18 protein-coding genes are annotated in these 23,959 nt (G+C 65.2%); 14 read left to right on the plus strand and 4 right to left on the minus strand.

All coding sequences use genetic code 11. From position 1 onward, the window contains the following. Nucleotides 1–55 precede the first annotated feature (55 nt). The 13 genes from ACF8SD_RS01895 to ACF8SD_RS01955 all read left to right on the plus strand — a co-directional run bounded on the left by ACF8SD_RS01895 (nucleotide 56) and on the right by ACF8SD_RS01955 (nucleotide 17,341). Nucleotides 56–1,492 carry a TolC family outer membrane protein gene (locus ACF8SD_RS01895; protein WP_392483465.1) on the plus strand — a complete coding sequence of 479 codons (1,437 nt, stop codon included), beginning with the start codon at nucleotides 56–58 and terminating at the stop codon, nucleotides 1,490–1,492. Further along, nucleotides 1,489–3,657 carry a type I secretion system permease/ATPase gene (locus tag ACF8SD_RS01900; protein WP_054890296.1) on the plus strand — a complete coding sequence of 723 codons (2,169 nt, stop codon included), beginning with the start codon at nucleotides 1,489–1,491 and terminating at the stop codon, nucleotides 3,655–3,657. Before ACF8SD_RS01895 ends, ACF8SD_RS01900 begins: the two co-directional genes overlap by 4 nt. After that, nucleotides 3,654–4,838, plus strand: a complete 1,185-nt coding sequence (locus ACF8SD_RS01905) for an HlyD family type I secretion periplasmic adaptor subunit (protein ID WP_173887627.1) — start codon at nucleotides 3,654–3,656, stop codon at nucleotides 4,836–4,838. The genes ACF8SD_RS01900 and ACF8SD_RS01905 overlap by 4 nt, the downstream gene beginning before the upstream one ends. Nucleotides 4,839–5,082: 244 nt before the next feature. After that, nucleotides 5,083–5,982 (plus strand): chemotaxis protein, encoded by a 900-nt coding sequence (locus tag ACF8SD_RS01910; protein WP_173887626.1) that lies wholly within the window; start codon nucleotides 5,083–5,085, stop codon nucleotides 5,980–5,982. A gap of 87 nt (nucleotides 5,983–6,069) precedes the next feature. Next, complete coding sequence (locus ACF8SD_RS01915; RefSeq protein WP_173887625.1) at nucleotides 6,070–6,381, plus strand: hypothetical protein; 312 nt, start codon at nucleotides 6,070–6,072, stop codon at nucleotides 6,379–6,381. Continuing rightward, nucleotides 6,378–7,112: a YkgJ family cysteine cluster protein gene (locus ACF8SD_RS01920; RefSeq protein WP_173887624.1), complete on the plus strand. Its 735-nt coding sequence runs from the start codon at nucleotides 6,378–6,380 to the stop codon at nucleotides 7,110–7,112. Before ACF8SD_RS01915 ends, ACF8SD_RS01920 begins: the two co-directional genes overlap by 4 nt. 166 nt (nucleotides 7,113–7,278) lie before the next feature. After that, complete coding sequence (locus ACF8SD_RS01925; RefSeq protein WP_392483466.1) at nucleotides 7,279–8,439, plus strand: efflux RND transporter periplasmic adaptor subunit; 1,161 nt, start codon at nucleotides 7,279–7,281, stop codon at nucleotides 8,437–8,439. Continuing rightward, nucleotides 8,436–11,528, plus strand: a complete 3,093-nt coding sequence (locus tag ACF8SD_RS01930) for a multidrug efflux RND transporter permease subunit (protein WP_392483467.1) — start codon at nucleotides 8,436–8,438, stop codon at nucleotides 11,526–11,528. Before ACF8SD_RS01925 ends, ACF8SD_RS01930 begins: the two co-directional genes overlap by 4 nt. Before the next feature lie 9 nt (nucleotides 11,529–11,537). Next, nucleotides 11,538–12,212 carry a heavy metal response regulator transcription factor gene (locus ACF8SD_RS01935; RefSeq protein ID WP_173887621.1) on the plus strand — a complete coding sequence of 225 codons (675 nt, stop codon included), beginning with the start codon at nucleotides 11,538–11,540 and terminating at the stop codon, nucleotides 12,210–12,212. Beyond that, the gene (locus ACF8SD_RS01940; protein ID WP_173887620.1) at nucleotides 12,187–13,620 is read left to right on the plus strand and encodes a heavy metal sensor histidine kinase; all 1,434 of its coding nucleotides are present in this window, start codon (nucleotides 12,187–12,189) and stop codon (nucleotides 13,618–13,620) included. The genes ACF8SD_RS01935 and ACF8SD_RS01940 overlap by 26 nt, the downstream gene beginning before the upstream one ends. A 229-nt stretch (nucleotides 13,621–13,849) precedes the next feature. Further along, entirely contained in the window at nucleotides 13,850–14,074 is a 225-nt protein-coding gene (locus ACF8SD_RS01945) for a hypothetical protein (protein ID WP_173887619.1), read from the plus strand. A 205-nt stretch (nucleotides 14,075–14,279) separates the two neighbouring features. Next, the gene (locus ACF8SD_RS01950; protein ID WP_173887618.1) at nucleotides 14,280–15,614 is read left to right on the plus strand and encodes an OprD family porin; all 1,335 of its coding nucleotides are present in this window, start codon (nucleotides 14,280–14,282) and stop codon (nucleotides 15,612–15,614) included. A gap of 236 nt (nucleotides 15,615–15,850) precedes the next feature. Continuing rightward, a complete protein-coding gene (locus ACF8SD_RS01955) occupies nucleotides 15,851–17,341 on the plus strand; it encodes a diguanylate cyclase domain-containing protein (protein WP_392483468.1) in 1,491 nt (496 codons plus the stop codon). Here ACF8SD_RS01955 and ACF8SD_RS01960 read toward each other — a convergent pair. Beyond that, nucleotides 17,338–17,814 carry a PA2169 family four-helix-bundle protein gene (locus ACF8SD_RS01960; RefSeq protein WP_392483469.1) on the minus strand — a complete coding sequence of 159 codons (477 nt, stop codon included), beginning with the start codon at nucleotides 17,812–17,814 and terminating at the stop codon, nucleotides 17,338–17,340. The two genes, ACF8SD_RS01955 and ACF8SD_RS01960, sit on opposite strands and share 4 nt — an antisense overlap. Nucleotides 17,815–18,015: 201 nt before the next feature. Between ACF8SD_RS01960 and ACF8SD_RS01965 the strand changes: the two genes are divergently transcribed. Continuing rightward, nucleotides 18,016–18,234 carry a DUF3820 family protein gene (locus ACF8SD_RS01965; protein WP_009682711.1) on the plus strand — a complete coding sequence of 73 codons (219 nt, stop codon included), beginning with the start codon at nucleotides 18,016–18,018 and terminating at the stop codon, nucleotides 18,232–18,234. A gap of 99 nt (nucleotides 18,235–18,333) precedes the next feature. Here ACF8SD_RS01965 and ACF8SD_RS01970 read toward each other — a convergent pair whose 3' ends face one another. The 3 genes from ACF8SD_RS01970 to ptsP are packed head-to-tail and all read right to left on the minus strand — an operon-like array spanning nucleotide 18,334 to nucleotide 23,870. Beyond that, a complete protein-coding gene (locus ACF8SD_RS01970; RefSeq protein WP_173887614.1) occupies nucleotides 18,334–20,073 on the minus strand; it encodes a PTS fructose-like transporter subunit IIB in 1,740 nt (579 codons plus the stop codon). After that, nucleotides 20,070–21,017 carry a 1-phosphofructokinase gene (pfkB, locus tag ACF8SD_RS01975; protein WP_173887613.1) on the minus strand — a complete coding sequence of 316 codons (948 nt, stop codon included), beginning with the start codon at nucleotides 21,015–21,017 and terminating at the stop codon, nucleotides 20,070–20,072. The genes ACF8SD_RS01970 and pfkB overlap by 4 nt, the downstream gene beginning before the upstream one ends. Next, nucleotides 21,018–23,870, minus strand: a complete 2,853-nt coding sequence (ptsP, locus tag ACF8SD_RS01980) for a phosphoenolpyruvate--protein phosphotransferase (RefSeq protein WP_173887612.1) — start codon at nucleotides 23,868–23,870, stop codon at nucleotides 21,018–21,020. Between the last annotated feature and the right edge of the window lie 89 nt (nucleotides 23,871–23,959).

Here is a 23,959-nt window from a genome sequence, read left to right on the forward strand (position 1 = left end):
CAAACCCGCCGGGCAAAAGCCCGGCGGCATGGACGACCAGCAGTAAGGGAACTATGTGAAGCGAAGCAGTCCGCTGTCACCGTTGTTGCTTGGAGCCTACGGGCTCCTGGCCCTGAATCTCCAACCGGTTGCCCAGGCAGCCGATGATATAGACCCCCACCTGCGCCACATCGGGCCATCGCTGCTACGCGATACGCCCGCCGCGGTGCCTGCGCGGCCACCGACCGGCATGGCCCCGGTCGCCAGTGGCGAGCGCCTGGGCCTGACCGAAGCGGTGTTGCAGGCCGCGCAATGGCACCCCAGCATCGCCGAAGCGATCGGCAACCTGTACAAACAAGGCGAAGGTATCAACGTAGCCCGCGCGGGTTACTACCCGCAGATTTCCGGCGGCATCCGCACCGGTTATGACACTGGCTACGGGGGCGATCGCAACAGCCAGGCCCTCAACCTGTCGCTCAAGCAGATGCTCTACGATTTCGGCAAGGTCGACAGCGCCGTCAACGCCGCGCAGGCCGCCGCCGCGCGGGCCCAGGCCAATATCCTGCTGGTGGTGGACGACCTGGCCCGTGACACCGCCTATGCCTGGATCGAAACCCGCCGCTACGAACAGTTGATGGCCATTGCCCGCGAGCAGATCCGCGGGGTGGGCGACATTGCCGGGATGGCTCGCCAGCGCAGCGACATGGGCGCCAGCACCCGCTCCGACGTGGTACAGGCCGAATCCCGCGTGGAAAGCGCCCGCGCCACGCTGGAGGAATACCAGTCGCAGTACGAGCGCTGGCGCTCCACCCTGGCCGCGCTGATGGGCCGCGTGACCCCGCCGGCCCTGGCCGAACAGTCGCCTGCGGCGTTGAACCAGGCCTGCAAGCGGCCTGCGCAAGGCGATGATCGCCTGCCGGCCGTGCTGATGGCCCTGGCCCAGCGTGCGCAAGGCCAGGCAGAGCTGGCCCAGGCCAAGGCAGAGGCCTACCCGACCGTGTCGCTGCAGCCCCAGGTCAACCATTACCTGGACAACGACTACAACCGCGACAACTCACGCATGGACCGCACCCAGGCGGGCATCTACCTCAACGTCGAGGTACCGTTCTACCAAGGTGGTGCGATCAGCGCTCGCAGCCGCGCTGCCAGCCACGCCTTGAGCGCCGCCGACTCCGCCGAAGATGCCGCGCGCCTGCAGGCACGGCGTGGCCTGGCCGAGGCCCAGGCACAAACCTCCGGGCTGGGCCGCCGGCTGAGTTCGCTGGAAGCGCGCCAGGTCAGCATCCAGGAAGCGCGCATGCTCTATGGCCGCCAGTATCTGGACCTGGGCACACGCCCTTTGCTGGACCTGCTCAACGCCGAGCAGGAGATCTACCAGTCACGGTTCGAACTTGCCGGCACCCGCTCCGACCTGCTGCGCCTGGATGTCGACTGCCTGTACAACACCGGCGCGCTGCGCGCGGCCTTTGGCCTTGAGGGGCGCAACCTGCAAGGTGTGGAGATCCAGCCATGAGCGATTCGATCAATGTAACCCTGCCCACCCAGCCAGCGGCAGCAGCGCCGGACGCGCCGCACCGGCCAGACTTGGGGCCGTGGCTGGAGGTGATGCTGCAGGTGGCGCACCACTACCGTCTGGACGTGTCGCCCCAGCGTATTCGCCTGGCGGCGGTGGAGGATGCCCGGCCGCTGGACGAAATTCTTCGCCACATGGCCCGCCAGGCCGGCCTGGCACTGCGCTTCGTGCGCTTCGATGCCAAGGGCCTGCGGCAATGGCGTACACCGCTGGTACTGGAGCTGGACGATGGCCAGTTGGCCGTGGTCGAGGCAGTCACCGAAGAAGATGACCTGGCGGTGGTGTTCGCCGGGGACCAGGGCCTGACCACACGCCTGCCCCGCGACACGCTCAAGGGTCGCATCACCCGGGTTGCGCTGTTGCGCCCGGCGCGACCACTGCGCGATGTACGCACCGATGACTACACCGCCCCCTACGACCGCCACTGGTTCGCCCGTATCGTGCTGCGCGACCTGCGCCCCTACGGGCAGGTGATGGTCGCCTCGCTGGTGGCCAACGTGCTGGCGCTGGCCGGGGTGCTGTTTTCGATGCAGGTCTACGACCGTGTGATCCCGGCAGAATCGCTGCCCACCTTGTACGTGCTGTTCGGCGGTGTGGTGCTGGCGCTGGTGTTCGACTTCAGCATGCGCCTGCTGCGCTTGAAGGTCACCGACCTGCTCGGCAAGCGCGCCGACCTGCGGGTGAGTGACCTGGTCTATGGCCATGCCTTGCGCCTGCGCAACTCGGTGCGGCCGAAGTCCACCGGCTCGTTCATTTCGCAACTGCGCGAGCTGGAGTCGATCCGTGACCTGATCACCTCCAGTACTGCCACGGCGTTGGCTGACCTGCCGTTCTTCCTGCTGTTCTTGTTCGTGTTCTGGCTGATCGGCGGCGTGCTGGTGTTCATCCCGCTGGTGGCGCTGCTGGCCATGCTGCTGCCAGGCTTGCTGGCGCAGCGGCGCCTGGCGCGGCTGGCCAACGCCTCGATGCGCGAGTCGGCGTTGCGCAACGCCATGCTGGTGGAAAGCATCCAAGGCCTGGACGAAATCAAGGCGCTGCAGGCCGAAGCACGCTTCGAGCGCCAGTGGAACCAGTACAACGCAGCCTGTGCACACACCAACCTGCGCCTGCGCACGCTCACCAACGGCCTGGTGACCTGGACCCAGAACGTGCAAGGTGCCGTGTTTGCCGTGGTTATCGTGGTCGGTGCACCGATGGTGATCGCCGGCGACCTTACCACCGGTAGCCTGGTGGCGGCGTCGATGCTGTCGTCGCGAATGATGGCGCCGCTGGCCCAGCTGACCCATGTGCTGACCCGCTGGCAGCAGGCCAAGGTCGCCCTGCAAGGCCTGGACAAGCTGATGCAGTCGGCGGTCGACCACCCCGAAGGCGAAGCACGCGTGCACCTGCCGGCAATCCGCGGTGAATACCGCCTGCGCCAGGCCAACTTCCGCTACAGCGAAGAGTCCCCCCCGGTGCTCAACATTGGCCAACTGGATATTCAGCCGGGCGAACGCATTGCAGTGCTCGGCCGCAACGGCGCGGGCAAGTCCACCCTGCTGCAGGCGTTGGGCGGGGCCATGGACCTGGTACAGGGCGAGGTCAGCCTGGACGGCATCGCCCTGGCCCACCTCGACCCTGCGGACCTGCGCCGCGACGTAGGCCTGCTGCCGCAGTACGCGCGGCTGTTCCACGGCACCCTGCGGGAAAACCTGACCCTCGGCGCCGGCCAGGCCAGCGACCAGGAACTGGTGGCCGCGCTGGCTGCTACCGGGGCGCTGGACTTTGTCCGCCGCCTGCCCAAGGGCATGGACCACCTGATCCTCGAAGGCGGTCTGGGCCTGTCTGGCGGCCAGCGCCAGGCGCTGGTGCTGTCGCGCCTACTGGTGCGCCAGCCACAGGTGCTGCTGCTGGATGAACCCACGGCATCGCTGGACGACATGACCGAGCGCAAACTGCTGGATAACCTGGAGCGCTTCTGCCAGGGCCGCACGCTGGTGATCGCTACCCACCGCCTGAGCGTGCTGCAACGGGTCGAGCGCATCGTGGTGCTCGACGGCGGGCGCATCGTGATCGATGACACCCGCGATGCCGCATTGGCCAAATTGCAAGGAGCGCAGGCATGAGCAACCACGAACTCCCGGCATCCTACCTGGACGGGCAGGACGACCAGGCCGTTTTCCGCGCCGGGCGCATCATCACTCTCAGCGCGCTGATGCTGGCCGCGTTCCTGGCCTGGGCCGCCTGGTTCGAGGTGACCGAGGTTTCCACCGGCACCGGCAAGGTCATCCCCAGCTCCCGGGAGCAGGTGATCCAGTCGTTCGAAGGGGGTATCGTCGCGCAGATGAACGTGGCCGAAGGCGACCTGGTCGAGCGCGGCCAGGTACTGGCCCAGCTCGACCCGACCAAGACGGCCTCCAGCGTGGGCGAAAGCGAGGCCAAGTACCGCGCCGCCAAGGCCAGCCAGGCCCGGCTGCAGGCCGAGGTGACCGGCAAGCCGCTGGTCTTCCCGGCCAGCCTGCGCGACTCGCCCGAGCTGATCGAAGCGGAAACGGCGCTGTACCAGACACGCCGCCGCGGCCTGGAGCAGACCCTGGCCGGCATCGAGGATTCGCTGAGGCTGGTGCGCAGCGAGCTGAAGATCACCGAAAACCTGGCGAAAATGGGCGCCTCCAGCCGGGTCGAGGTCATCCGCCTGAACCGCCAGCGTTCGGAGCTTGAACTCAAAGCCAACGAGGCCCGGTCCGACTACCTGGTGCGCGCCCGGGAGGAGCTGGCCAAGGCCAGCGCCGAGGCCGACAGCCTGTCAGAGGTGATCCGCGGGCGCAGCGACTCGCTCACCCGCCTGACCCTGCGTTCGCCGGTGCGCGGCATCGTCAAGGACATCGAGGTGAACACCCTGGGCGGCGTGGTACAGCCCGGGGGCCAGGTGATGAAGATCGTGCCGATGGACGAGCGCCTGCTGATCGAAACCCGCATCGCCCCCCGCGACATTGCCTTCATCCACCCCGACCAGGCGGCCAAGGTCAAGATCAGTGCCTATGACTATTCGGTGTATGGCGGGCTGGATGGCAAGGTGGTGGGTATTTCGCCGGATACCTTGCAAGACGAGGTGAAACCGGAAATCTACTACTACCGCGTGTTCATCCGTACCGAGCAGGACAGCCTGAAGAACAAGGCCGGCAAGCACTTCGCGATTGTCCCGGGCATGATTGCCACGGTGGATATCCGCACTGGCGAGAAAACCATCCTCGATTACCTGATCAAGCCGCTGAACCGGGCCAAGGAGGCCCTGCGCGAGCGCTGATCCACACTGCTGCCAAGCGCTGGCCCTTGTAGGAGCGGCCTCGTGTCGCGAAAGGGCTGCAAAGCAGCCCCTGCAGTTTGTGCATCTGTGCTGAAACCCCGGGGCTGCTTTGCAGCCCTTTCGCGACACGAGGCCGCTCCTACAGGGTTGCTCAGCCTTCTTGATCTGCGGCGGATTGCGCCCTAAAGCCCAGCCTGACCTGGCCGATAACCGGTTATCCCCCTGTTTCCCACCGAAGGTCACCATGGCCACGCAAAAAGCCCGCGCGGACTCCTTGTCGCTGCTGCTGTTCACCCTGCGCAGCGGCAAGCTGATGGCAATCAACCTGCTCAAGGTCAGCGAGATCATCCCCTGCCCGCCGCTGACCAAGCTGCCCGAGTCGCACCCCCACGTGAAAGGCGTAGCGACCTTGCGTGGCCATTCGTTGTCGGTCATCGACCTGTCCCGCGCCATCGGCGAGCAGCCGCTGGAGGACCCGCAAGGCGGTTGCCTGATCGTCACCGAGATCAGCCGTTCGCGCCAGGGCCTGCACGTGCAGGCCGTAAGCCGCATCGTGCATTGCCTGAGCACCGACATCAAACCGCCGCCCTATGCCTCGGGCAACCGCTCGTTCATCACCGGTGTTACCCGCGTCGACAACACCTTGGTGCAGGTGCTGGATATCGAGAAGGTCATCCACGGCATTGCCCCGCCTGCGCCAGAGCCCGCGCGCGGCTCAGTAAGCGCAGAGGACGCCAGCCTGCTGGCCGCCACCAATATCCTGGTGGTGGACGACAGCCAGGTGGCCCTGCAGCAGTCGGTGCACACCCTGCGCAACCTGGGCATCGAATGCCACACCGCGCGCAGCGCCAAGGACGCGATCAATGTGCTGCTGGAACTGCAAGGCACTGCACAGGAGATCAACGTGGTCGTCTCCGATATCGAAATGAGCGAGATGGATGGCTACGCCTTCACCCGAACACTGCGTGAAACCCCCGACTTCCAGCACCTGTACGTGCTGCTGCACACCTCGCTGGACAGCGCCATGAGCAGCGAGAAGGCAACCCAGGCCGGGGCGAATGCCATCCTCACCAAGTTTTCCTCGCCGGAGCTGACCGATTGTCTGGTGGTGGCAGCACGTGCCGTGGTGTTCGCCGAGCCCTGATATATTCAGCGACAAACTCCCCGGCTTGCTGCCGGGGGTAAGTCGGGCATAATTCGCGCCCTCGCAAAAAATTTGCCGGAACCCGCCATGAAGTATCTCAGCTCCATCCTGCTCGGCTGCGCCCTTTTCAGCGGTATCGCCCAGGCTTCCAGCAGCCAGGCCTGGAACACGCAGCGCCAGCAGATGCTCAAAGCCTGCCTGGCGGCCAGCCAGTTCAAGGACGCCCACGCCCGCGGCAAGCCCGCCGAATTCGACGACCAGGTAGGCATGAGCGCCTTGCTGGTCGAAGGTGTCTACCCGCAAAAGCACATGCAGCAGCGCACTGGCACCGAGCTGTGCCTGTACGACCGCCAACAGCAGCGTGCCTTTGTCAGCGAATGGAGCCCGCAAGCCAAGTGACCGCCACCTTGCGTTTTGGCTGCACCGGATGCGGCAAGTGCTGCAGCGGCCACCATGTCCCCCTGACCCTGGCCGAGGCGGGCCGCTGGGCAACTGACGGCGGTCAGGTGGTTGTGCTGATCGAAGCCTTCGTCACCGATGGCCCGGGCATGCCGGTGGAGCAACGTGAGCATGTGCTGCGCCGGTCGTACCCGGTAGCCTGCGGCAATGGCGAGGCGCGGGTGTCGGTGACCTTTGCCGCGTTCAACCCCGGCCGCTGCCGCAACCTGGACGACAACGACCGCTGCAGTATCTATGAGCAACGGCCGTTGGTTTGCCGCATCTACCCGGTGGAAATCAACCCGCACCTCCCCCTGCGCCCAGAGGCCAAGGACTGCCCGCCAGAAGCCTGGCAGCAGGGGCCTGCGCTGCTTCACGGCACGCAATTGGTGGATGCCGGGCTGGAAGCGCTGGTGCAGGCTTCACGCCAGGCCGACCGTGACGACATTGCCGCCAAGGTGGCGGTGTGCCAGGCACTGGGCATGACCACCAGTGCGCTCAAGGGCAACGGGTTTACCGCCTACCTGCCGGACATGGGCGCGTTTGCCGGAGCGCTGGCGCAGGTGCCGAATGATGACGGTACACAGTGGACCTTGCATGTGGAGGATGAAACGCTGGCGGCGGGCTTGCAGGCGCATGGTTTGCGCACGACCAGCGAGGCCCCGGTGTACTACGCCTTTATCGGTTTCTAGCTCTGCAGGTGGTGGGAGGGGGTTCACTCGCGAAGGAGCAGACCGTGCAGCCGGTTATCTGAAACTGACACGGCTGTCAGCCAGCGGTCACGCTGCCGACCCGGTTCGGCGGCTATAAGATTGAATGACTGACCACCCTTCCCCTCTGGCCAAGGTGCCCGCGCCAATGCGACGTCCGTTCCGCTCTGCCTTGCTTGCCGCCTTGGTACTCATCCTGGTAGCAGCGGGAACCTGGTTCACCCAGCGCCAGCCTGCCCCCGCCGCCCGCACGCAAACGGCCATCCCGGTGCGGGTGGTAACCGTCGCCCAACAGGACGTACCCCGCTATGCCAGCGCCATCGGCTCGGTGCTGTCGCTGCACAGCGTCGAGGTGCGCCCGCAGGTCGAGGGGGTACTGACCCAGGTCCTGGTCAAGGAAGGCCAGTGGGTCAAGCAGGGCGACTTGCTCGCCACCCTCGACGACCGCGCCATACAGGCCCAGCTCGACCAGGCGCGCGCCCAACTTGGCCAAAGCCAGGCGCAGATCCAGGTGGCGGCTCTCGACCTGCGGCGCTACCGCCTGCTCAGCCGCGATAACGGCGTGTCCAGGCAACAGCTCGACCAGCAACAGGCGCTGGTCAACCAGTTGCAGGCCACCGTCAAAGGCAACCAGGCAGCCATCGCCAACGCTCAGGTGCAGCTGTCGTACACGCGGATCCGCTCGCCGGTGACGGGCCGAGTAGGCATTCGCAACGTCGACCCGGGCAACCTGGTACGCACCAGCGACACGCAAGGTTTGTTCAGCGTGACGCAGATCGACCCGATCGCCGTCGAGTTCGCCCTGCCCCAGCAAATGCTGCCAACCCTGCAACGCCTGCTCACGGCACCGGCACCTGCGCTGGTGCAGGCGTACATGGACGCTGACGGCGAACGCAGCCTGCTTGGCGAAGGCCACCTGGCGCTGATCGACAACCAGGTTTCCGCTACCACCGGCACCGTGCGGGTGAAAGCTGAGTTCGATAACAAGGACGGCCGTCTGTGGCCGGGCCAGTTGGTCACCATTCGCCTGCGCACGGCCGTGGAAGAAAACGCCCTGGTGGTACCCCCGCCGGTAGTGCAACGCGGGGTGGATGGGCACTTCGTCTACCGCCTGGACGGCGACAAGGTCACCAGCGTGCCGGTCAAGGTGCTGTACCAGGACAGCGAGCTGAACGTTATTGCCGGGGTCGAGCCGGGTGAGCGCCTGGTGCTCGATGGTCAGTCGCGGCTCAAGCCCGGTTCACGGGTAGAGGTCAGCCCCGCTGCGCCTACAGCCCCGGCCATGGCAGACCAGCGGAGCCAGCCATGAACACGCGCAACGGTGTTTCGGCCTGGTGCATCGACCACCCCATCGCCACCTTGCTGCTGACCTTCGCCCTGGTGCTGTTGGGCGCCATCGCCTTCCCACGGCTGCCGGTGGCCCCCTTGCCCGAGGCCGATTTCCCCACCATTCAGGTGACCGCGCAACTGCCCGGCGCCAGCCCGGAAACCATGGCCTCGTCGGTGGCAACGCCGCTGGAGGTGCAATTCAGCGCCATCCCCGGCATGACCCAGATGACCAGCAGCAGCGCCTTGGGCTCGACCACCCTGGTGCTGCAGTTCACCCTCGACAAGAACATCGACACGGCCGCGCAGGAAGTGCAGGCGGCGATCAACACCGCCACTGCGCGCCTGCCGCAAGACCTGCCCAACCCGCCCACCTGGCGCAAGGTAAACCCGGCCGACAGCCCGGTGCTGGTGATGACGGTCAGCTCCAGCCAGATGCCCGGCAACGACCTCAGCGACTACGCCGAAACCCTGCTGGCTCGGCAGTTGAGCCAGATCGAGGGGGTCGGCTTGATCAACATCACCGGGCAACTGCGCCCGGCGATCCGCGTGCAGGCACAGCCGGAAAAACTCGCCGCCATCGGCCTGACCCTGGCTGACCTGCGCCAGGCAATTCAGCAAACCAGCCTGAATCTGGCCAAGGGCGCCCTGTACGGCGAACACAGCGTGTCGACCCTGGCCGCCAATGACCAGCTGTTCCACCCCGAAGACTACGCGCAACTGATCGTCTCGTACCGCAACGGTGCACCGGTGTACCTGCGGGACGTGGCCACGGTCGTCAGCGGCGCGGAAAACGCCTACGTCAAGGCCTGGTCCGGCGACCAGCCGGGGCTGAACCTGGTGATCTTCCGCCAGCCCGGCGCCAATATCGTCGACACCGTGGACCGGGTCATGGCCGCGCTGCCCAAGCTGCAGGAAATGCTACCGGCCTCGGTCGAGGTGTCGGTGCTGCAGGACCGCACGCAAACCATCCGCGCCTCGCTGCATGAGGTGGAACTGACCTTGATGATCGCCGTGGCGCTGGTCATCGGGGTGATGGCGCTGTTCCTGCGCCAGTGGTCAGCGACGCTGGTGGTATCCAGCGTACTCGGTGTATCGCTGATCGCCAGTTGCGCACTGATGTACGTGCTGGGCTTCAGCCTGAACAACCTGACCTTGGTGGCCATCGTCATTTCCGTGGGTTTCGTGGTGGACGATGCCATCGTGGTGGTGGAGAACATCCACCGCCACCTGGAAGCCGGCGACGACAGCCGTACCGCAGCGCTCAAGGGTGCCGGGGAAATCGGCTTCACCGTGGTCTCGATCAGCCTGTCGCTGATCGCAGCGTTCATCCCACTGCTGTTCATGGGCGGGGTGGTTGGCCGGCTGTTCAAGGAATTCGCCCTGACCGCCACATCCACCATCCTGATTTCAGTGGTGGTGTCGCTGACCCTGGCGCCGACCTTGTGTGCGCTGTTCATGCACCGCCCACCTGGCGGGCACCAGGGCGGTTTCGGCGAACGCCTGGTCAACTGGTACGAGCGGGGCCTGGACCGTGCCCTCGCCCACCAGCGCGTAACGCTGGGCGTGTTCGCAGTGACCCTGGCGCTGGCGGTCGTGGGCTACGTGGCCATCCCCAAGGGCTTTTTCCCGCTGCAGGACACCGGCTTCATCCTTGGCACCAGCGAGGCGGCCGCGGATGTGTCGTACCCGTCGATGATCGAGAAACACCAGGCGCTGGCGAAAATCATCGGCGCCGACCCGGCGGTGCGCGCGTTCTCGCATTCGGTGGGCGTTACCGGCAGCAACCAGACCATCGCCAACGGCCGTTTCTGGATTGCCCTCAAGCCCCGTGGCGAGCGGGATGTCTCGGCCAGCGAACTGATCGACCGCCTGCGCCCCAAGCTGGCCCAGGTGCCGGGGATCGTGCTGTACATGCGCGCCGGCCAGGACATCAACCTCAGCTCCGGCCCTTCACGCACCCAGTACCAGTACGTGCTCAAGAGCAACGACGCCGAGGCGCTCAACCTGTGGACCCAGCGCCTGACCGAGCGGCTGCGCAACAACCCGGCGCTGCGCGACCTGTCCAATGACCTGCAATTGGGGGCCAGCGTCACGCGCATCGACATCGACCGCCAGGCCGCCGCCCGTTTCGGCCTGAACACTACAGACGTCGACCAGGCACTGTACGACGCCTTCGGCCAGCGCCAGATCAGCGAGTTCCAGACCGACACCAACCAGTACAAGGTCATTCTGGAACTGGATGCGCGCCAGCGTGGTAAAGCCGAGAGCCTCAACTACTTCTACCTGCGTTCGCCCCTGAGCAATGAAATGGTGCCCCTGGCGGCCGTGGCCCATGTGGCGCCGCCCAGTACCGGGCCGCTGTCGATCAGCCACGACGGCCTGTTCCCGGCCGCCAACCTGTCGTTCAACCTGGCCCCCGGCGTGGCCCTTGGCGATGCGGTGAGCATCCTTGAACGCACCCAGCGCGAGCTGGGCATGCCCGATTCGATCAGCGGCAACTTCCAGGGCGCGGCGCAGGCCTTCCAAAGCTCGCTGGCGAGCCAGCCTTGGCTGATCCTGGCGGCGCTGGTGGCGGTGTACATCATTCTTGGCGTGTTGTACGAAAGTTTTGTCCACCCACTGACGATCATCTCCACCCTGCCCTCGGCGGGCCTTGGCGCGTTGATCCTGCTGTGGGCCATGGGCCAGGATTTCAGCATCATGGGGCTGATCGGCATCGTGCTGCTGATCGGCATCGTCAAGAAAAACGGCATCCTGCTGATCGACTTTGCCCTGCAAGCCCAGCGCCAGCAGGGCCTTTCACCGGAGCAGGCGATTCACCAGGCCTGCTTGACGCGGTTCCGGCCGATCATCATGACCACCCTGGCCGCGCTGCTCGGCGCGGTACCGCTGATGTTCGGCTTTGGCACCGGCGCCGAATTGCGCCAGCCACTGGGCATTGCAGTGGTCGGCGGCCTGCTGGTTAGCCAGGCGCTGACGCTGTTCACCACCCCGGTCATATACTTGGCCCTGGAGCGCCTGTTCCATCGCCGTCAGGCTGCCCGCGCGGCAGCGCCAAGTGCCAGCTAGGACAAGACCATGCGTGTGCTGATCATCGAAGACGAAGAGAAAACCGCCGACTACCTGCATCGCGGCCTCACCGAGCAAGGCTTCAGTGTGGACCTGGCGCGCGATGGCATCGATGGCCTGCACCTGGCACTGGAGGGCGACTATGCCGTCATTGTGCTGGATGTGATGCTGCCCGGGCTGGACGGCTACGGCGTGCTCCGCGCCCTGCGTGCGCGCAAGCAGACCCCGGTGATCATGCTGACCGCCCGTGAGCGGGTCGAAGACCGTATCCGTGGCCTGCGCGAAGGCGCCGATGACTACCTGGGCAAGCCCTTTTCGTTTCTGGAACTGGTGGCCCGGTTGCAGGCACTGACCCGCCGCAGCAGCAGCCATGAGCCCCTGCAGGTTCAGGTGGCCGACCTGTGGATCGACCTGATGGCACGCAAGGCCACGCGGGCCGGCAAGCGCCTGGACCTGACCGCCAAAGAGTTCTCGCTGCTCAGCGTGCTGGCCCGCCGGCAGGGGGAAATCCTGTCGAAGACGGCAATTGCCGAACTGGTCTGGGACATCAATTTCGACAGCGACGCCAACGTGGTCGAGGTCGCGATCAAACGCCTGCGGGCCAAGCTCGACGGGCCGTTCGACCAGAAACTGCTGCACACCATTCGAGGCATGGGTTATGTCCTGGAAAACCGTGCGGGGTAACTCCATTGCGCTGCGTTTGTCGGCGTTGTTCATCCTGGTGGCGTTGGCCGTGTTCCTGCTGATCGGCTCGGCCCTGTATCGCCAGGTCGACCGCAGCCTCGACCTGCTGCCGCAAGCCGAGCTGGAGGCGCGCTTCAGCGTGCTCGAATCCACACTCAACCGCTACGGCACGCCCGAGCACTGGGCCAAGATCATCAACAAGCTGAACCTGCTGAGCGAGGAAGACAAGCGCATCCGTTTCTGGGTGGTCGGTAGCGACCCCGGCTATGAATATGGCCAGCCCAGCGCGCGGGTGCGCCAGTTCGCCGAGGGCGCGCAGGGCATGCGCGACCTGCGCCTGCCGGACCACCCCTACCCGTACAAAGTGCTGGTCAGCGAGCTGCCGGCGCTAGGCCAGCGCCCGCCACTGCGGTTCTTGATTGGCATCGACACCGAAACCTTCTGGCAGGCCCAGCACAGCCTGCTGCTGGCGATTATCGGGCTGGCGGTGCTTGGCGTGCTGCTGGCCTCGGTGCTGGGCTACTGGGTCGCGCGCATCGGCTTGCGCCCTTTGCTGGCGCTTTCCAGGGAAGCCCAGGCACTGGCCCCGCCACGCCTGGACGGGCGCCTGCAAACCCAGGCCCTGGCCCCTGAGCTGGCGCAGTTCGCCAGTGCCTTCAACGCCGCGCTCGACCGGGTCAGCCAGGCCTATTCACGGCTGGAGGCGTTCAATGCCGACGTTGCCCACGAGCTGCGTTCGCCGCTGACCAACCTGATCGGCCAGACCCAGGTGGCGCTGACCCGCGGGCGCAGCGCCGAGCACTACTTCGAAGTGCTGCAATCGAACCTGGAAGAGCTGGAGCGCCTGCGCAGCATCATCAACGACATGCTGTTCCTGGCCAGTGCCGACCAGGGCAGCAAAGCCACTGCCCTGACCCAGGCATCGCTGGCCGAAGAGGTGGCGACCACCCTGGACTACCTTGACTACATTCTCGAAGACGCGCAGGTCAGCGTCAGCGTCAGTGGCGATGCCCAGGTTCCCATCGAAAAAGCCCAATTGCGCCGGGCGTTGATCAACCTGCTGAACAATGCCGTGCAGCATACGGCGCCGCACCAGGTGATCCAGGTAAGGATCGTCCCCGGGCCGCAGCAGGTCAGCATTACCGTGAGCAACCCGGGGCCGGCGATTGCCGACGAGCACCTCCCGCTGCTGTTCGAGCGTTTCTACCGGGTGGATGCGGCGCGCAGCAACAGTGGGGGCGGTAACCATGGCTTGGGCCTGGCCATCGTCAAGGCGATTGCGCTGATGCATGGCGGGGACGTGTTCGTGCGCAGTGAAGCGGGGGCCAATACATTCGGTATCCAGCTCCCGACCTGTAGGAGCGGCCTTGTGTCGCGATGGGGTGCGGAGCAGCCCCTGGTTCAATGACCGGGCCGCAATTGTCGCGGGCTGGCATGCAGCTCATCGAGACACAAGGCCGCTGCTGCAAAGGCAGCGTCTAGCCTGCGGCTTTCAGACGAAAGTCCTGTTGCTTTTGCGTACATCGTTACCTTTTGCGCAACAGTGCTTATCGCACTTCGCTCTGTTTCAAGTGCAATGAAAGGACTAACTTTAGCCCGTCCTCATTAGCACTTGCACAGCAAGAAGGTAGTTTCAAATGTCCAACAGTATGGGTATTGCCAGCGTTTTCGTCCTGTCGTCCCTGTTGTTGTCGCCCCTGGCCATGGCCGAAGAATCGCCGGCGTTCGTCAACCGTAACAACGAGCTCGCCGCCGTGCACCAGGAGGCCCGCGAAAGCGTTGCCGCACACAAGGCCGACGTGATGAAAGATGCTGAACAGACAGCTTCCAAGGCCTCTGTCGATGCCAAAGCCGACAGCTGATCAGGCGCTGTTGTTGCTTCCACTTTCCCTTGGCTACGCCATGGGCACAGCCTGTGCCGATATGTTAGCCTTTTAAAGCCGCTGCCCATCAGCGGCTTTTTTTATGTGCCCATAACTCTCAGCCCGGCTGTAACGTTCACCCATAAGAAAGACGCACATTCAAAATAAAAACTGCCCCACCGCCAGACCAAAGGAGCTTCTACCGGTGCCTTCCGCGTTTCGTTTTACCCCGTTTTTCATTGCATTGACTGTAACGATCCCGTGCGCCGCCCAGGCAGATGAAGACAAGGCTGATGGCTTCATCGAAGGGTCGTCCTTCAATCTGCATCTGCGCAATGCCTACTTCAACCGCGACAACCATAACGCCGGCGTGCGCGATACCCGCGAGTGGGGCCAGGGCGCAGTAGCGCGGTTCGAGTCGGGCTACACCCCGGGCACGGTCGGTTTTGGCCTGGACGCCCATGCCATGCTGGGCCTGAAGCTCGACGGCGGCGGTGGCCATGCCGGCACCAGCATCCTGCCCGCGCACATCAAGGACGACGGCGAACTGGGCGCTGCACCCCATTCGTTTTCCACCGCTGGCGCTGCAGTCAAGCTCAAAGCCTTCGACACCGAACTGAAGGCCGGTGACCTGTTCCTCACCAACCCGGTGATTGCCGGCGGCGAAACCCGCATGCTGCCGCAAACCTTCCGCGGTGTGAGCCTGACCAACACCAGCGTCGACGGTTTGCTGCTCGAAGGCGGCCAGGTGAGCTTCACCCACCCGTACAACCAGAGTGGCCACCGCCGCATCGACACCTACTACGGCTCGCTCGACGAACACGACAAGAGCAAGCACCTGAACTGGGCCGGTGCTTCGTGGAGCGGTACGCCGAACATCACCGCCAACCTGTACGCCGCCGAACTGAAGGACATCTGGAACCAGTACTACGCTGATTTCGACTACACCTACGTGGTCAGCGATCTGGTCAGCCTGAACCCCGGTGTGCACTTCTATCACACCCAGGACACCGGCCAGGCCCTGCTGGGCAAGATCGACAACAACACCTACAGCGTGCACTTTACCGTCAACGCCGGGTACCACAGCGTCACCGCCGCCTACCAGCGGGTCAATGGCAACACCCCGTTCGACTACATCAACCTGGGCGACAGCGTGTACCTGGACAACTCGCGCATGTACTCGGACTTCAACGCCCCCAACGAGCGGTCTTGGAAGCTGCAGTACAACTATGACTTCGCAGGTGTCGGCGTGCCTGGCCTGACCAGCTCGCTGTCCTATTCGCGCGGCGAAGCGGACCTGACCAAGGCCACCCAGGACACCACCCATTACGACTACTACCGTGCCGATGGCAAGAACGCTATGCATTGGGAACGCGACCTGGACCTGAAGTACGTGTTCCAGGAGGGTGACCTGAAGGACCTGTCGGTGCTGGTGCGCTATGCCACCCACCGTGGCAGCCAGGGCTATGCCTCGATCGACAGCAACAGCGACAACGACGAACTGCGGGTGATCGTCGATTACCCCGTGAACGTGTTTTGACCCGCCTTTATAGGCAGCACACCTGAACGCCTGTGGGAGCGGGCATGCCCGCGAACACCGGCAAAGCCGGTGCCATACACCGCGGCGCTTGCTTCGCGGGCGCGCCCGCTCCCACAGGGTTTAGCGTAAATCCAATATGCAGGACAGCGTGATTCCGTCGGAGAAATCTTGTCCGACAATCCATGCTTCCCTAGAATACCGCCGCCGCGAATGGCCCTGCCCTTGCAGTAGCGAGCATGCCCACCCAATCCCCGCCTCGAGCATTCTACAGGTCGCACCCCGAGCTGGCCCTCAACCTGGGCAGTTGCCTTGCCGTGCTCGCTATCGTGGCGATTGTCAGCTACCTGTTGGCCCGCGAGCGGGACAGCGTCGAGCAGTCGGCAATGCGTTCAGCCAATAACATCGTGCAACTGATCGAAAGCGACATTCTGCGCAATGCCGAGCTGTACGACCAATCGCTCAAAGGGTTGATCTGGGCCGTTGGGCGCGAGGAGCTTGCGGAAATTCCCGGCCCGTTGCGCCAGCGCCTGCTGTTCAACGAGGCGTTCGTCGACCGCCAACGCGGTGACGTGCTCTGGCTGGACAAGCAAGGCAACGTGGTCGGTGACTCCACCAGCAGCGTGCCGCGCCACGCCAACTTCAGCGATACCGGGGTATTCAAGGCCCACCAGCGCGATGCTCACCTGGGGCTGCTTGTGGGCCCGCCATTCAAGGCCAAACTGGGTGACCTGGACTGGTGCATCAGCTTCAGCCGGCGTATTTCCGGCCCGCAAGGTGAGTTTGCCGGGGTCGCCGCCGGGGCGCTGCGCCTGTCGTATTTCAACGACTTGTTCCGGCGCCTTGATATCGGCGACGATAGCAGCATCAGCCTGTTGAACACGGATGGGCAGCTGCTCGCCCGCCAAACCCCACGCCCAGAAACGCTTGGGATCGGTACCAATTTTGCCGCTCGGCCGAATTTCAAACGCATTCTCCACGAGCAAAACGGTAGTTTCACCGCACCCGCGACCAGTAACGGCCAGCCACGCATGTTCACCTTCGCTCGGGTGGCGCAGTTACCGCTGATCGTAGTGGTGCAGCATTCAGCTGACGAGGTATTCCAGTCGTGGCGGCGCACGGCCACGGTGGTCAGTGTCGCCACGGGTGTGTTGTGCATCGGCATCCTCTGGCTCACCTTGCTGCTGGGCCGGGAGTTGCGCCGCCGCCATGAAGCCGAACAGGGCTTGGCGACACTGGCAGCGACCGACAGCCTGACCGGCCTGGCAAATCGCCGTCGACTGGATCAGGTATTGCGCCAGGAATGGGCCCGGGCGCAGCGCAATCACACGCCACTGGCATTGCTGATGGTGGATGTCGACCACTTCAAGGCATTCAACCAGCGCCATGGTCATGCCGGTGGCGACCATGCCCTGCGCGAGGTGGCCAAGGCAATCGAGGCATGCCTGAGGCGCCCTGCAGATCTGGCTGCTCGCTACGGTGGGGAGGAGTTTCAGGTAGTGCTACCGGAGACCGACCTTTCAGGTGCTCAAGTGATGGCTGAGCGCATCCGTCGGAGCGTAGAGGAACTTGTACCGTTTGCCGATGATGCCCGTGGGGTCACGGTCAGCATCGGCATCGGTCTGTCTGGCACCCAGTACGACCTGGCGAGGTTGCTGGGTGCTGCGGACGAGGCCCTCTACCGGGCCAAGGCCAAGGGCCGTAACCGGGTAGACGGGCCAGAGGCTTAAGAGCGGGCGCGAGCAGCGTTGCGCAGTGCCTTCACCTGGTCGTGGTTGCGCTGCACGCCTTGCAGCTGTTTTTCCACCAGGGCATAGGAATTGTCGGAAGCAATACGGCCCAGTTTTACCAGCTTCTCGCGGGCTTCCTTGTAGGCCTTCAGGGCATGGTCCTCACCGCGCTCCACTTCGTTGAGCACTGCTTCCTCATCTTTGCCGGTGAGCATCGACTTGAGGTTGACCCAGCCGCGATGCAAGTCGGCGGTGATGCTGGTGGAGGTTTCCGGGTCGCCACCCAGGCGGCGCACTTCACTTTGCAGTTCACCGGCCGCATTGGCGCATTCGCCGGCGCGCTGGACGAAGAACGCTTTCAGCTCAGGGTTCTTCACATCATCGGCCGAGGCCTTGAAGCCTTTCTCACCATCCTTGCTGTACTCGATCAGGTCGTTCAGTACATCGATCACGTCTTTGTTCGGGTTGCTCATGGTAAAGCTCCTTGGCAGGTGATAGTCATCTGGATAGGAGCAGCGTTCGTGCCAACCTGGAATGATCTTGGATACCCTTTAATATCAACAGCTTACATAAGAGCCCAAAAAGCCGGATACCGGTGTTCTGCATGATTACCGCTTGGGCGCTCGTGCAGATTGCAGTATGGTCGGCGCTTCGTCATAACCCGGTCTCTTCTGATGAAACCCGAAACCCTGGAACTGTTGGTGACCCGCACGATGCCCTTCGGCAAATACCAGGGGCGATGCATTGCCGACTTGCCGGGAGACTACCTGGCCTGGTTCGCACGCAAGGGTTTCCCTACAGGGGAACTGGGGGGGTTGCTGGCGTTGATGCATGAGATCGACCATAACGGCCTGGGTGATCTGCTAAAGCCATTGCGGCAAAAGCACGGGTGAACCCGCTCCCTCAGGCTGGCCCGCACAATCTGCAAGCCTGCGCGAATCCTGTAGGAGCGGGTTTACCCGCGAAGAGGCCAGTACTGCCTATACAAACCGCTAGCCTTTAACCGGCGCCACGGCCAGCTCCACCCGCTCACTCTTCTTGATCACGGCATAGACCACCGCCGTGAGCAAACTGCCCGCGACAATCGCCAACAGGTACAGCAGCGCGTGGTTGATCGCATTAGGGATAAGCAGCACGAACAAGCCGCCATGCGGGGCCATCAGCTTGCAGCCGAAGTACATCGACAATGCCCCGGTCAACGCACCACCGGCGACACTGGCCGGGATGACCCGCAGCGGGTCTTTGGCAGCAAACGGGATCGCCCCTTCCGAGATGAAGCAGAGCCCCAACGCCAGGGCCGCCTTGCCGGCCTCGCGCTCGCTTTGCGCGAACTTGCGTCGGGCAATGAAGGTGGCGATACCCAGGCCGATGGGCGGCACCATGCCCGCCGCCATGGTCGCGGCCATGGGGGCGTAGCTCGACGAGGCCAGCAGCCCCACCGAGAACGCATAGGCGGCCTTGTTGATCGGCCCGCCAAGGTCGACGCACATCATGCCGCCCAGCAACAGCCCCAGCAGAATGGCGTTGGTGGTGCCCATGCTGTCAAGGAAGCGGGTAAGGCCTTCCAGCATGGCTGCAACCGGCTGGCCGACCACGTAAATCATCACCAGGCCGGTGAACAGGCTTGCCAGCAACGGGATGATCAGGATCGGCTTGAGCGCCTCCAGGCTGCTGGGCAAACGGGCCCAGCGGGCGATGGCCTTGGCGCTGTAGCCCGCCAGGAAACCGGCCACGATGCCGCCAATGAAGCCGGCACCCAGGGTGCTCGCCAGCAGGCCACCGATCATGCCCGGCGCCAAGCCAGGGCGGTCGGCGATGGACCAGGCAATATAGCCCGCCAGCAGTGGCACCATCAGTTTGAAGGCCGCCTCGCCACCAATCTGCATCAGCGCCGCCGGCAAGGTGCCGGGCTCCTTGTAGGCCTCGATGCCGAACACGAATGACAGCGCGATCAGCAGGCCGCCCGCCACCACCATCGGCAGCATGAACGACACGCCAGTCAGCAGGTGCTTGTACACCCCAGTCTTTTCACCCTTGGCGGGCGCGGCCGCCGCGGCATCGGCGCTGTTTTCCACCTTGCCTTCGGCCAAGGCCTTGTCCAGCGTGGCCCGCGCCTGCTTGAGGGCGACCCCGGTACCACAGCGGTAAATACGTTTGCCGGCAAAGCGGGCGGTGGGCACCTCGATGTCGGCGGCCAGCAGCACCACATCGGCCTGGGCGATGGCTTCGGCAGACAACGGGTTGCGTGCGCCGACCGAGCCCTGGGTTTCCACGGTGAGCTGGTAGCCCACTTGTTGCGCGGCCTGCTGCAAAGCCTCTGCGGCCATAAAGGTGTGGGCGACACCGGTCGGGCAGGCTGTGACTGCAACAATCTGCACACCGGCAGAACGCTCTTCCAGCGCCGGCTTGCCTGGGGCATCCGTGAGCAAGCGGGCGTTGGCCGCCGCCTCATCGAGAAAACCTTCGCGGTCGGCCAGGGCCTGCGACGGCGTGCTCTGGAACAGGCGCTTGCCGACAAAGCGGGACAGGTCAACCGGGCCGGTGCTGACCACCAGCACCCAGTCGGCCTCGGCAATTTGCGTCGCGCTCAGTTGCCGCTCGGGGTGTTCGGCATCCTGCACCTCGACACTGGTGCTCCAACCGCGCCGCTGGGCTGCGGCAGACAGCAAGCGGGCACTCAGCAAACTCGACACCTGGCCATTAGGGCAGGCGGTGACAATGGCAATGTTCATCGGCAACCCTCTTGTTGTTCTGTCAGTTGCACGGCCGCCTGCAGCCGAGCCAGTTGCTCACGGTCGCAGATGCCGAAGCCAACCTGGGTGACGGCCTGGGCGGCGATGGCGGTGGCCCGGGACAGGGTCTGCGCGGGTGCTTCGCCCTGCAGCAGGCCATGCACCATGCCGGCGACCAGGGAATCCCCAGCCCCCACCGTGCTGGCGACCCGCACCGTGGGCGGAACTGCGTGCAGCACGCGGTCGCGCATGTACCAGCTGACCCCCTGCTCACCCGCCGACACCACGACGTGTTCGATGCCGCTGGCCAACAGGCGCTCGGCAGCGGCGCCTTGCTGCGCCTGGGTAACCACAGCCTCACCGAGCACTTCGCCCAGCTCTTCGGTGTTGGGCTTGACCAGCCACGGCGCGCTTTGCAAACCAGCCCGCAAAGCTTCACCGCTGCTGTCCAGGGCCACCTTGAGGCCTTGGGCCTTGAGCTGTTCGAGCAATTGTTGGAACCACTCGGCGCTGACCCCACGCGGCAGGCTGCCGGCCACCACCACCGCATCGTGGCCTGGCGCGACCTGGGCCAGGCGGCTGAGCAAGGCATCGCGCGCCGCCTGGTCCACCTGCGGGCCTTGGCCGTTGATGTCGGTCACGCGGCCATCGGCTTCGACCAGCTTTATGTTGCTGCGGCTTTCACCCGCCACGCGGACAAAGCAGTCGGCGAAGCCGCGCGTTTCAATCAGCGCCTCGAACGGTTGCAGGTTGTCGCCCCCGAGGAAGCCGCCCACGGTTACGCTGTGCCCCAGGTCGGCCAGCACCTGGGCGACGTTCAGCCCCTTGCCGGCGGCGTGGCTGTGCTGCGCCTGGCTGCGGTTGACTTGCCCTGGGCGCAAGGTGCCCAGGCCGATGGTGATATCCAGCGCCGGGTTCAGGGTAAGGGTGAGGATCTTGGCCATTCAGTAACGCTCCACCAGCGCGCGTACCGCTGCCGCGCTGTCCTGTTGCAGGGCCTCGCGCGCCAGGGCGCGGGCCGTCTGGTGATCGGCCTGGCGGACCAGGGCCTTGACTTCGGCAATGCTGCGCGCGGCGACGCTGAGTTCATCCACGTCCAGGCCCAGCAGCACGGCGACCGCTTGCGGGTCGGCCGCCAGCTCCCCGCACACACCTACCCATTTGCCATGGGCATGGGCGGCACGCACCGTCATGTCGATCAGGCTGAGCACCGCCGGGTGCAGGCCGTCGGCCTGGGCCGAGAGGCTCGGGTGGCCACGGTCGATGGCCAGGGTGTACTGCGTCAGGTCGTTGGTGCCGATGCTGAAAAAGTCCACTTCGCGGGCCAGCTGTGGCGCCAGCAGGGCTGCCGAGGGGACCTCGACCATGATGCCCAGTTGCAGGTCGGCGACCGGGATTTCGGCACGCAAACGCTCGACCATGGCCCGCGCCTCACGCCATTCGTGCACCTGGCCGACCATGGGGAACATGATACGCAGCGGCCGCTGGTCGGCGGCCCGCAGCAACGCGCGCAACTGGTCTTCCATGACGTGCGGGCGCTGCAGGGTCAAGCGCACGCCGCGCACGCCAAGGAACGGGTTTTCTTCGGCGGCAATCGGCCAATAGGGCAACGGTTTGTCACCGCCGACATCCAGGGTACGTACTACCAGCGGTCGCCCGTCCAGGCCATCGAGCACACGGCGGTACTCGGCCTCCTGGGTGGCCACGTCCGGCGCTTGAGGGTGCGCCATGAAAATCAGCTCGGTGCGCAGCAGGCCCACGCCCTCGGCACCTTGGTCCACCACCTTGGCGATGCCAGTGCTTTCGCCGATGTTGGCAAACACCTCGACTGCATGCCCATCACGGGTAACCGCGGGCTCGAAACGGCTGGCCCAGGCAGCCTGCAAACGCTGCTCGCGCTGGTCGCGCTCGGCCAGCGCGCGTTGCAGCTCATCGGCCGGCGGCGCCACGCTGACCGTACCGCGCTGGCCATCGAGCAGCAGCGGTGTACCGCTTTGCAGCAGCAGTATTGCGGCCCCTGCGCCAACCACGGCGGGGATACCCAGGGCCCGGGCGACGATGGCGCTGTGCGCGGTCGCGCCGCCCTGGGCGGTGACGATACCGGCCACCCGGCTCGGGTCCAGCCGGGCGACATCGGAGGGGCCCACTTCGGTCATGACCAGCACGTAGGGCTGCTCGGGTTCCACTTGCGCCTGCACCCCGCACAACTGCGCCAGCACGCGACGGCCCACGTCACGCAGGTCGGCGGCGCGCTCGGCCAGCAAGGCATCGTGCAAGGCCTCCTGCTGGCGGGCCGCAGCCTCGATGACCGCCATCCACGCGGCGGCGGCGCTCTCGCCTTGGGCCAGGCGCTGTTCGACATCGTCGGTCAGGGCGGGGTCGGCAAGCATCTCCTGGTGGGTGACGAAAATCTCGCCAATGGCTTTGTCGCTGCGCTGCACCAGCGCCTGCAGTTCACTGCTCACGACCGCCAGGGCGTCGCGCAGCTTCTGCCGCTCCTGCGTGCACGACTCGCCACGCAGGGGGTAGTCGAACTCGCGCTCGACACACACGTGCGCGGGGCCGCTGGCGATGCCTGGGGCGGCGCCCACGCCTTGAATGCGGCTCCCGGCCGGTGGCGCTTGTACCTCCTCGGGCGCGGCCTCCGGTTCAGCGCTGGTGCCCTGTGGCAGCGGCTCGACTTCCTCGCCCAGGCCCTGCTCGATGGCGGCCAGCAGCGCTGGCAAGGCATCGGCGGCAACCGCGGGTTCGGCCAGCAATTCCAGCACCTGGCCACGGCGGGCGCCCAGGCTGAGCAGCTTGCTCAGGCTCTTCACCGACACCGCTGGCTGGGCGCTGTCGGCCAGGCGCACGCGGATGTCCCCTTCAAAGCCTTTGGCCAGTTGCGCCAGCACTTTGGCCGGGCGGGCATGCAGCCCATGCGGGTTGGCCAGCACCACGCGGGCGCAGGGCCAGTCTGGCGGCGCCTCGCCTCCCAGAACCTCCAGCACCGCACGGCTACTGGTGGCCTGGTAGAGCGTCTGCCCGCGGCCTTCGATCAGCACTTCGCACAGCCGCTCCAGCAAGGCCTGGTGGGCCGCGCCGAGGCTGGCCAGGCAAAACAGCCCATTGAGCGGCTGGTCACGGTAGCGCAGCGGCTGTTGCGGGGTGACGAAGGCCAGGCCTGGCTGGCGCACCTGGCGCTCGCTGTGCAACCACCACAGGCCTTCGCCCAGCGGCAGCGGCTCGGCCTGCTGCAGCACGGCGGCAAAACCGCTGTCGACGCAGTCGGCGCGCTGCAACAGCCGGGCCCCACGCCAGGCCAGCTCGTCGAAGTCTTCGGCCGGCAGGTTCAGGCCGACCAGTTGCGCATCCAGGGCCAGCGCTTGCGGCGCGCCTTGCAGCAGCTTGAGCAACGCCTCGGCGGAGCTGGCCCGGCGCAGCGCTTCGGCCAGGTCGGTTTCGCCCAGTGCACGGGTCAACAGTTGCAGCAGGCGCAGGTGTTCATCGGAACGCGCAGCGATGCCGATGGCCAGGTAGACCATCTGCCCATCACCCCAGTCCACCCCTTCAGGGAACTGCAACAGGCGTACGCCGGTGGCATACACCAGGTCACGGGTTTGCGGCGTACCATGGGGAATGGCGATGCCCTGGCCAAGGAAGGTAGAGCCTTGCGCCTCACGGGCTTGCAGCCCTTGCAAGTACCCGTCGGCAACCAGGCCATCGGTAACCAGCCGGTCGGCCAGCAGGCGCAGGGCCTCAGCCTTGTCGGCTGCCGTCTGACCCATGGCTATCTGCTCCTTGGCGAGCTCGAGCATGACCTTCTCCTTATGCAGTTCCCGTTGGGGGTACTGGAGTATTGTTGTGAAATTCACGTAACGGCCAGGGGCTGGCTGCAGGCCTCGAG

It is taken from the genome of Pseudomonas sp. CJQ_9 (assembly GCF_043106615.1).
Classification (GTDB): Bacteria; Pseudomonadota; Gammaproteobacteria; order Pseudomonadales; family Pseudomonadaceae; genus Aquipseudomonas; species Aquipseudomonas juntendi.

Excerpts from the sequence above, each read along its gene's own strand:
- ACF8SD_RS01900 (WP_054890296.1), top strand. The coding sequence starts at position 1,489 with ATGAGCGATTCGATCAATGTAACCCTGCCCACCCAGCCAGCGGCAGCA.
- ACF8SD_RS01905 (WP_173887627.1), top strand. The coding sequence starts at position 3,654 with ATGAGCAACCACGAACTCCCGGCATCCTACCTGGACGGGCAGGACGAC.
- ACF8SD_RS01910 (WP_173887626.1), top strand. The coding sequence starts at position 5,083 with ATGGCCACGCAAAAAGCCCGCGCGGACTCCTTGTCGCTGCTGCTGTTC.
- ACF8SD_RS01915 (WP_173887625.1), top strand. The coding sequence starts at position 6,070 with ATGAAGTATCTCAGCTCCATCCTGCTCGGCTGCGCCCTTTTCAGCGGT.
- ACF8SD_RS01925 (WP_392483466.1), top strand. The coding sequence starts at position 7,279 with ATGCGACGTCCGTTCCGCTCTGCCTTGCTTGCCGCCTTGGTACTCATC.
- ACF8SD_RS01930 (WP_392483467.1), top strand. The coding sequence starts at position 8,436 with ATGAACACGCGCAACGGTGTTTCGGCCTGGTGCATCGACCACCCCATC.
- ACF8SD_RS01935 (WP_173887621.1), top strand. The coding sequence starts at position 11,538 with ATGCGTGTGCTGATCATCGAAGACGAAGAGAAAACCGCCGACTACCTG.
- ACF8SD_RS01940 (WP_173887620.1), top strand. The coding sequence starts at position 12,187 with ATGTCCTGGAAAACCGTGCGGGGTAACTCCATTGCGCTGCGTTTGTCG.
- ACF8SD_RS01945 (WP_173887619.1), top strand. The coding sequence starts at position 13,850 with ATGTCCAACAGTATGGGTATTGCCAGCGTTTTCGTCCTGTCGTCCCTG.
- ACF8SD_RS01955 (WP_392483468.1), top strand. The coding sequence starts at position 15,851 with ATGCCCACCCAATCCCCGCCTCGAGCATTCTACAGGTCGCACCCCGAG.
- ACF8SD_RS01960 (WP_392483469.1), bottom strand. The coding sequence starts at position 17,814 with ATGAGCAACCCGAACAAAGACGTGATCGATGTACTGAACGACCTGATC.
- ACF8SD_RS01965 (WP_009682711.1), top strand. The coding sequence starts at position 18,016 with ATGAAACCCGAAACCCTGGAACTGTTGGTGACCCGCACGATGCCCTTC.
- ACF8SD_RS01970 (WP_173887614.1), bottom strand. The coding sequence starts at position 20,073 with ATGAACATTGCCATTGTCACCGCCTGCCCTAATGGCCAGGTGTCGAGT.
- pfkB (WP_173887613.1), bottom strand. The coding sequence starts at position 21,017 with ATGGCCAAGATCCTCACCCTTACCCTGAACCCGGCGCTGGATATCACC.
- ptsP (WP_173887612.1), bottom strand. The coding sequence starts at position 23,870 with ATGCTCGAGCTCGCCAAGGAGCAGATAGCCATGGGTCAGACGGCAGCC.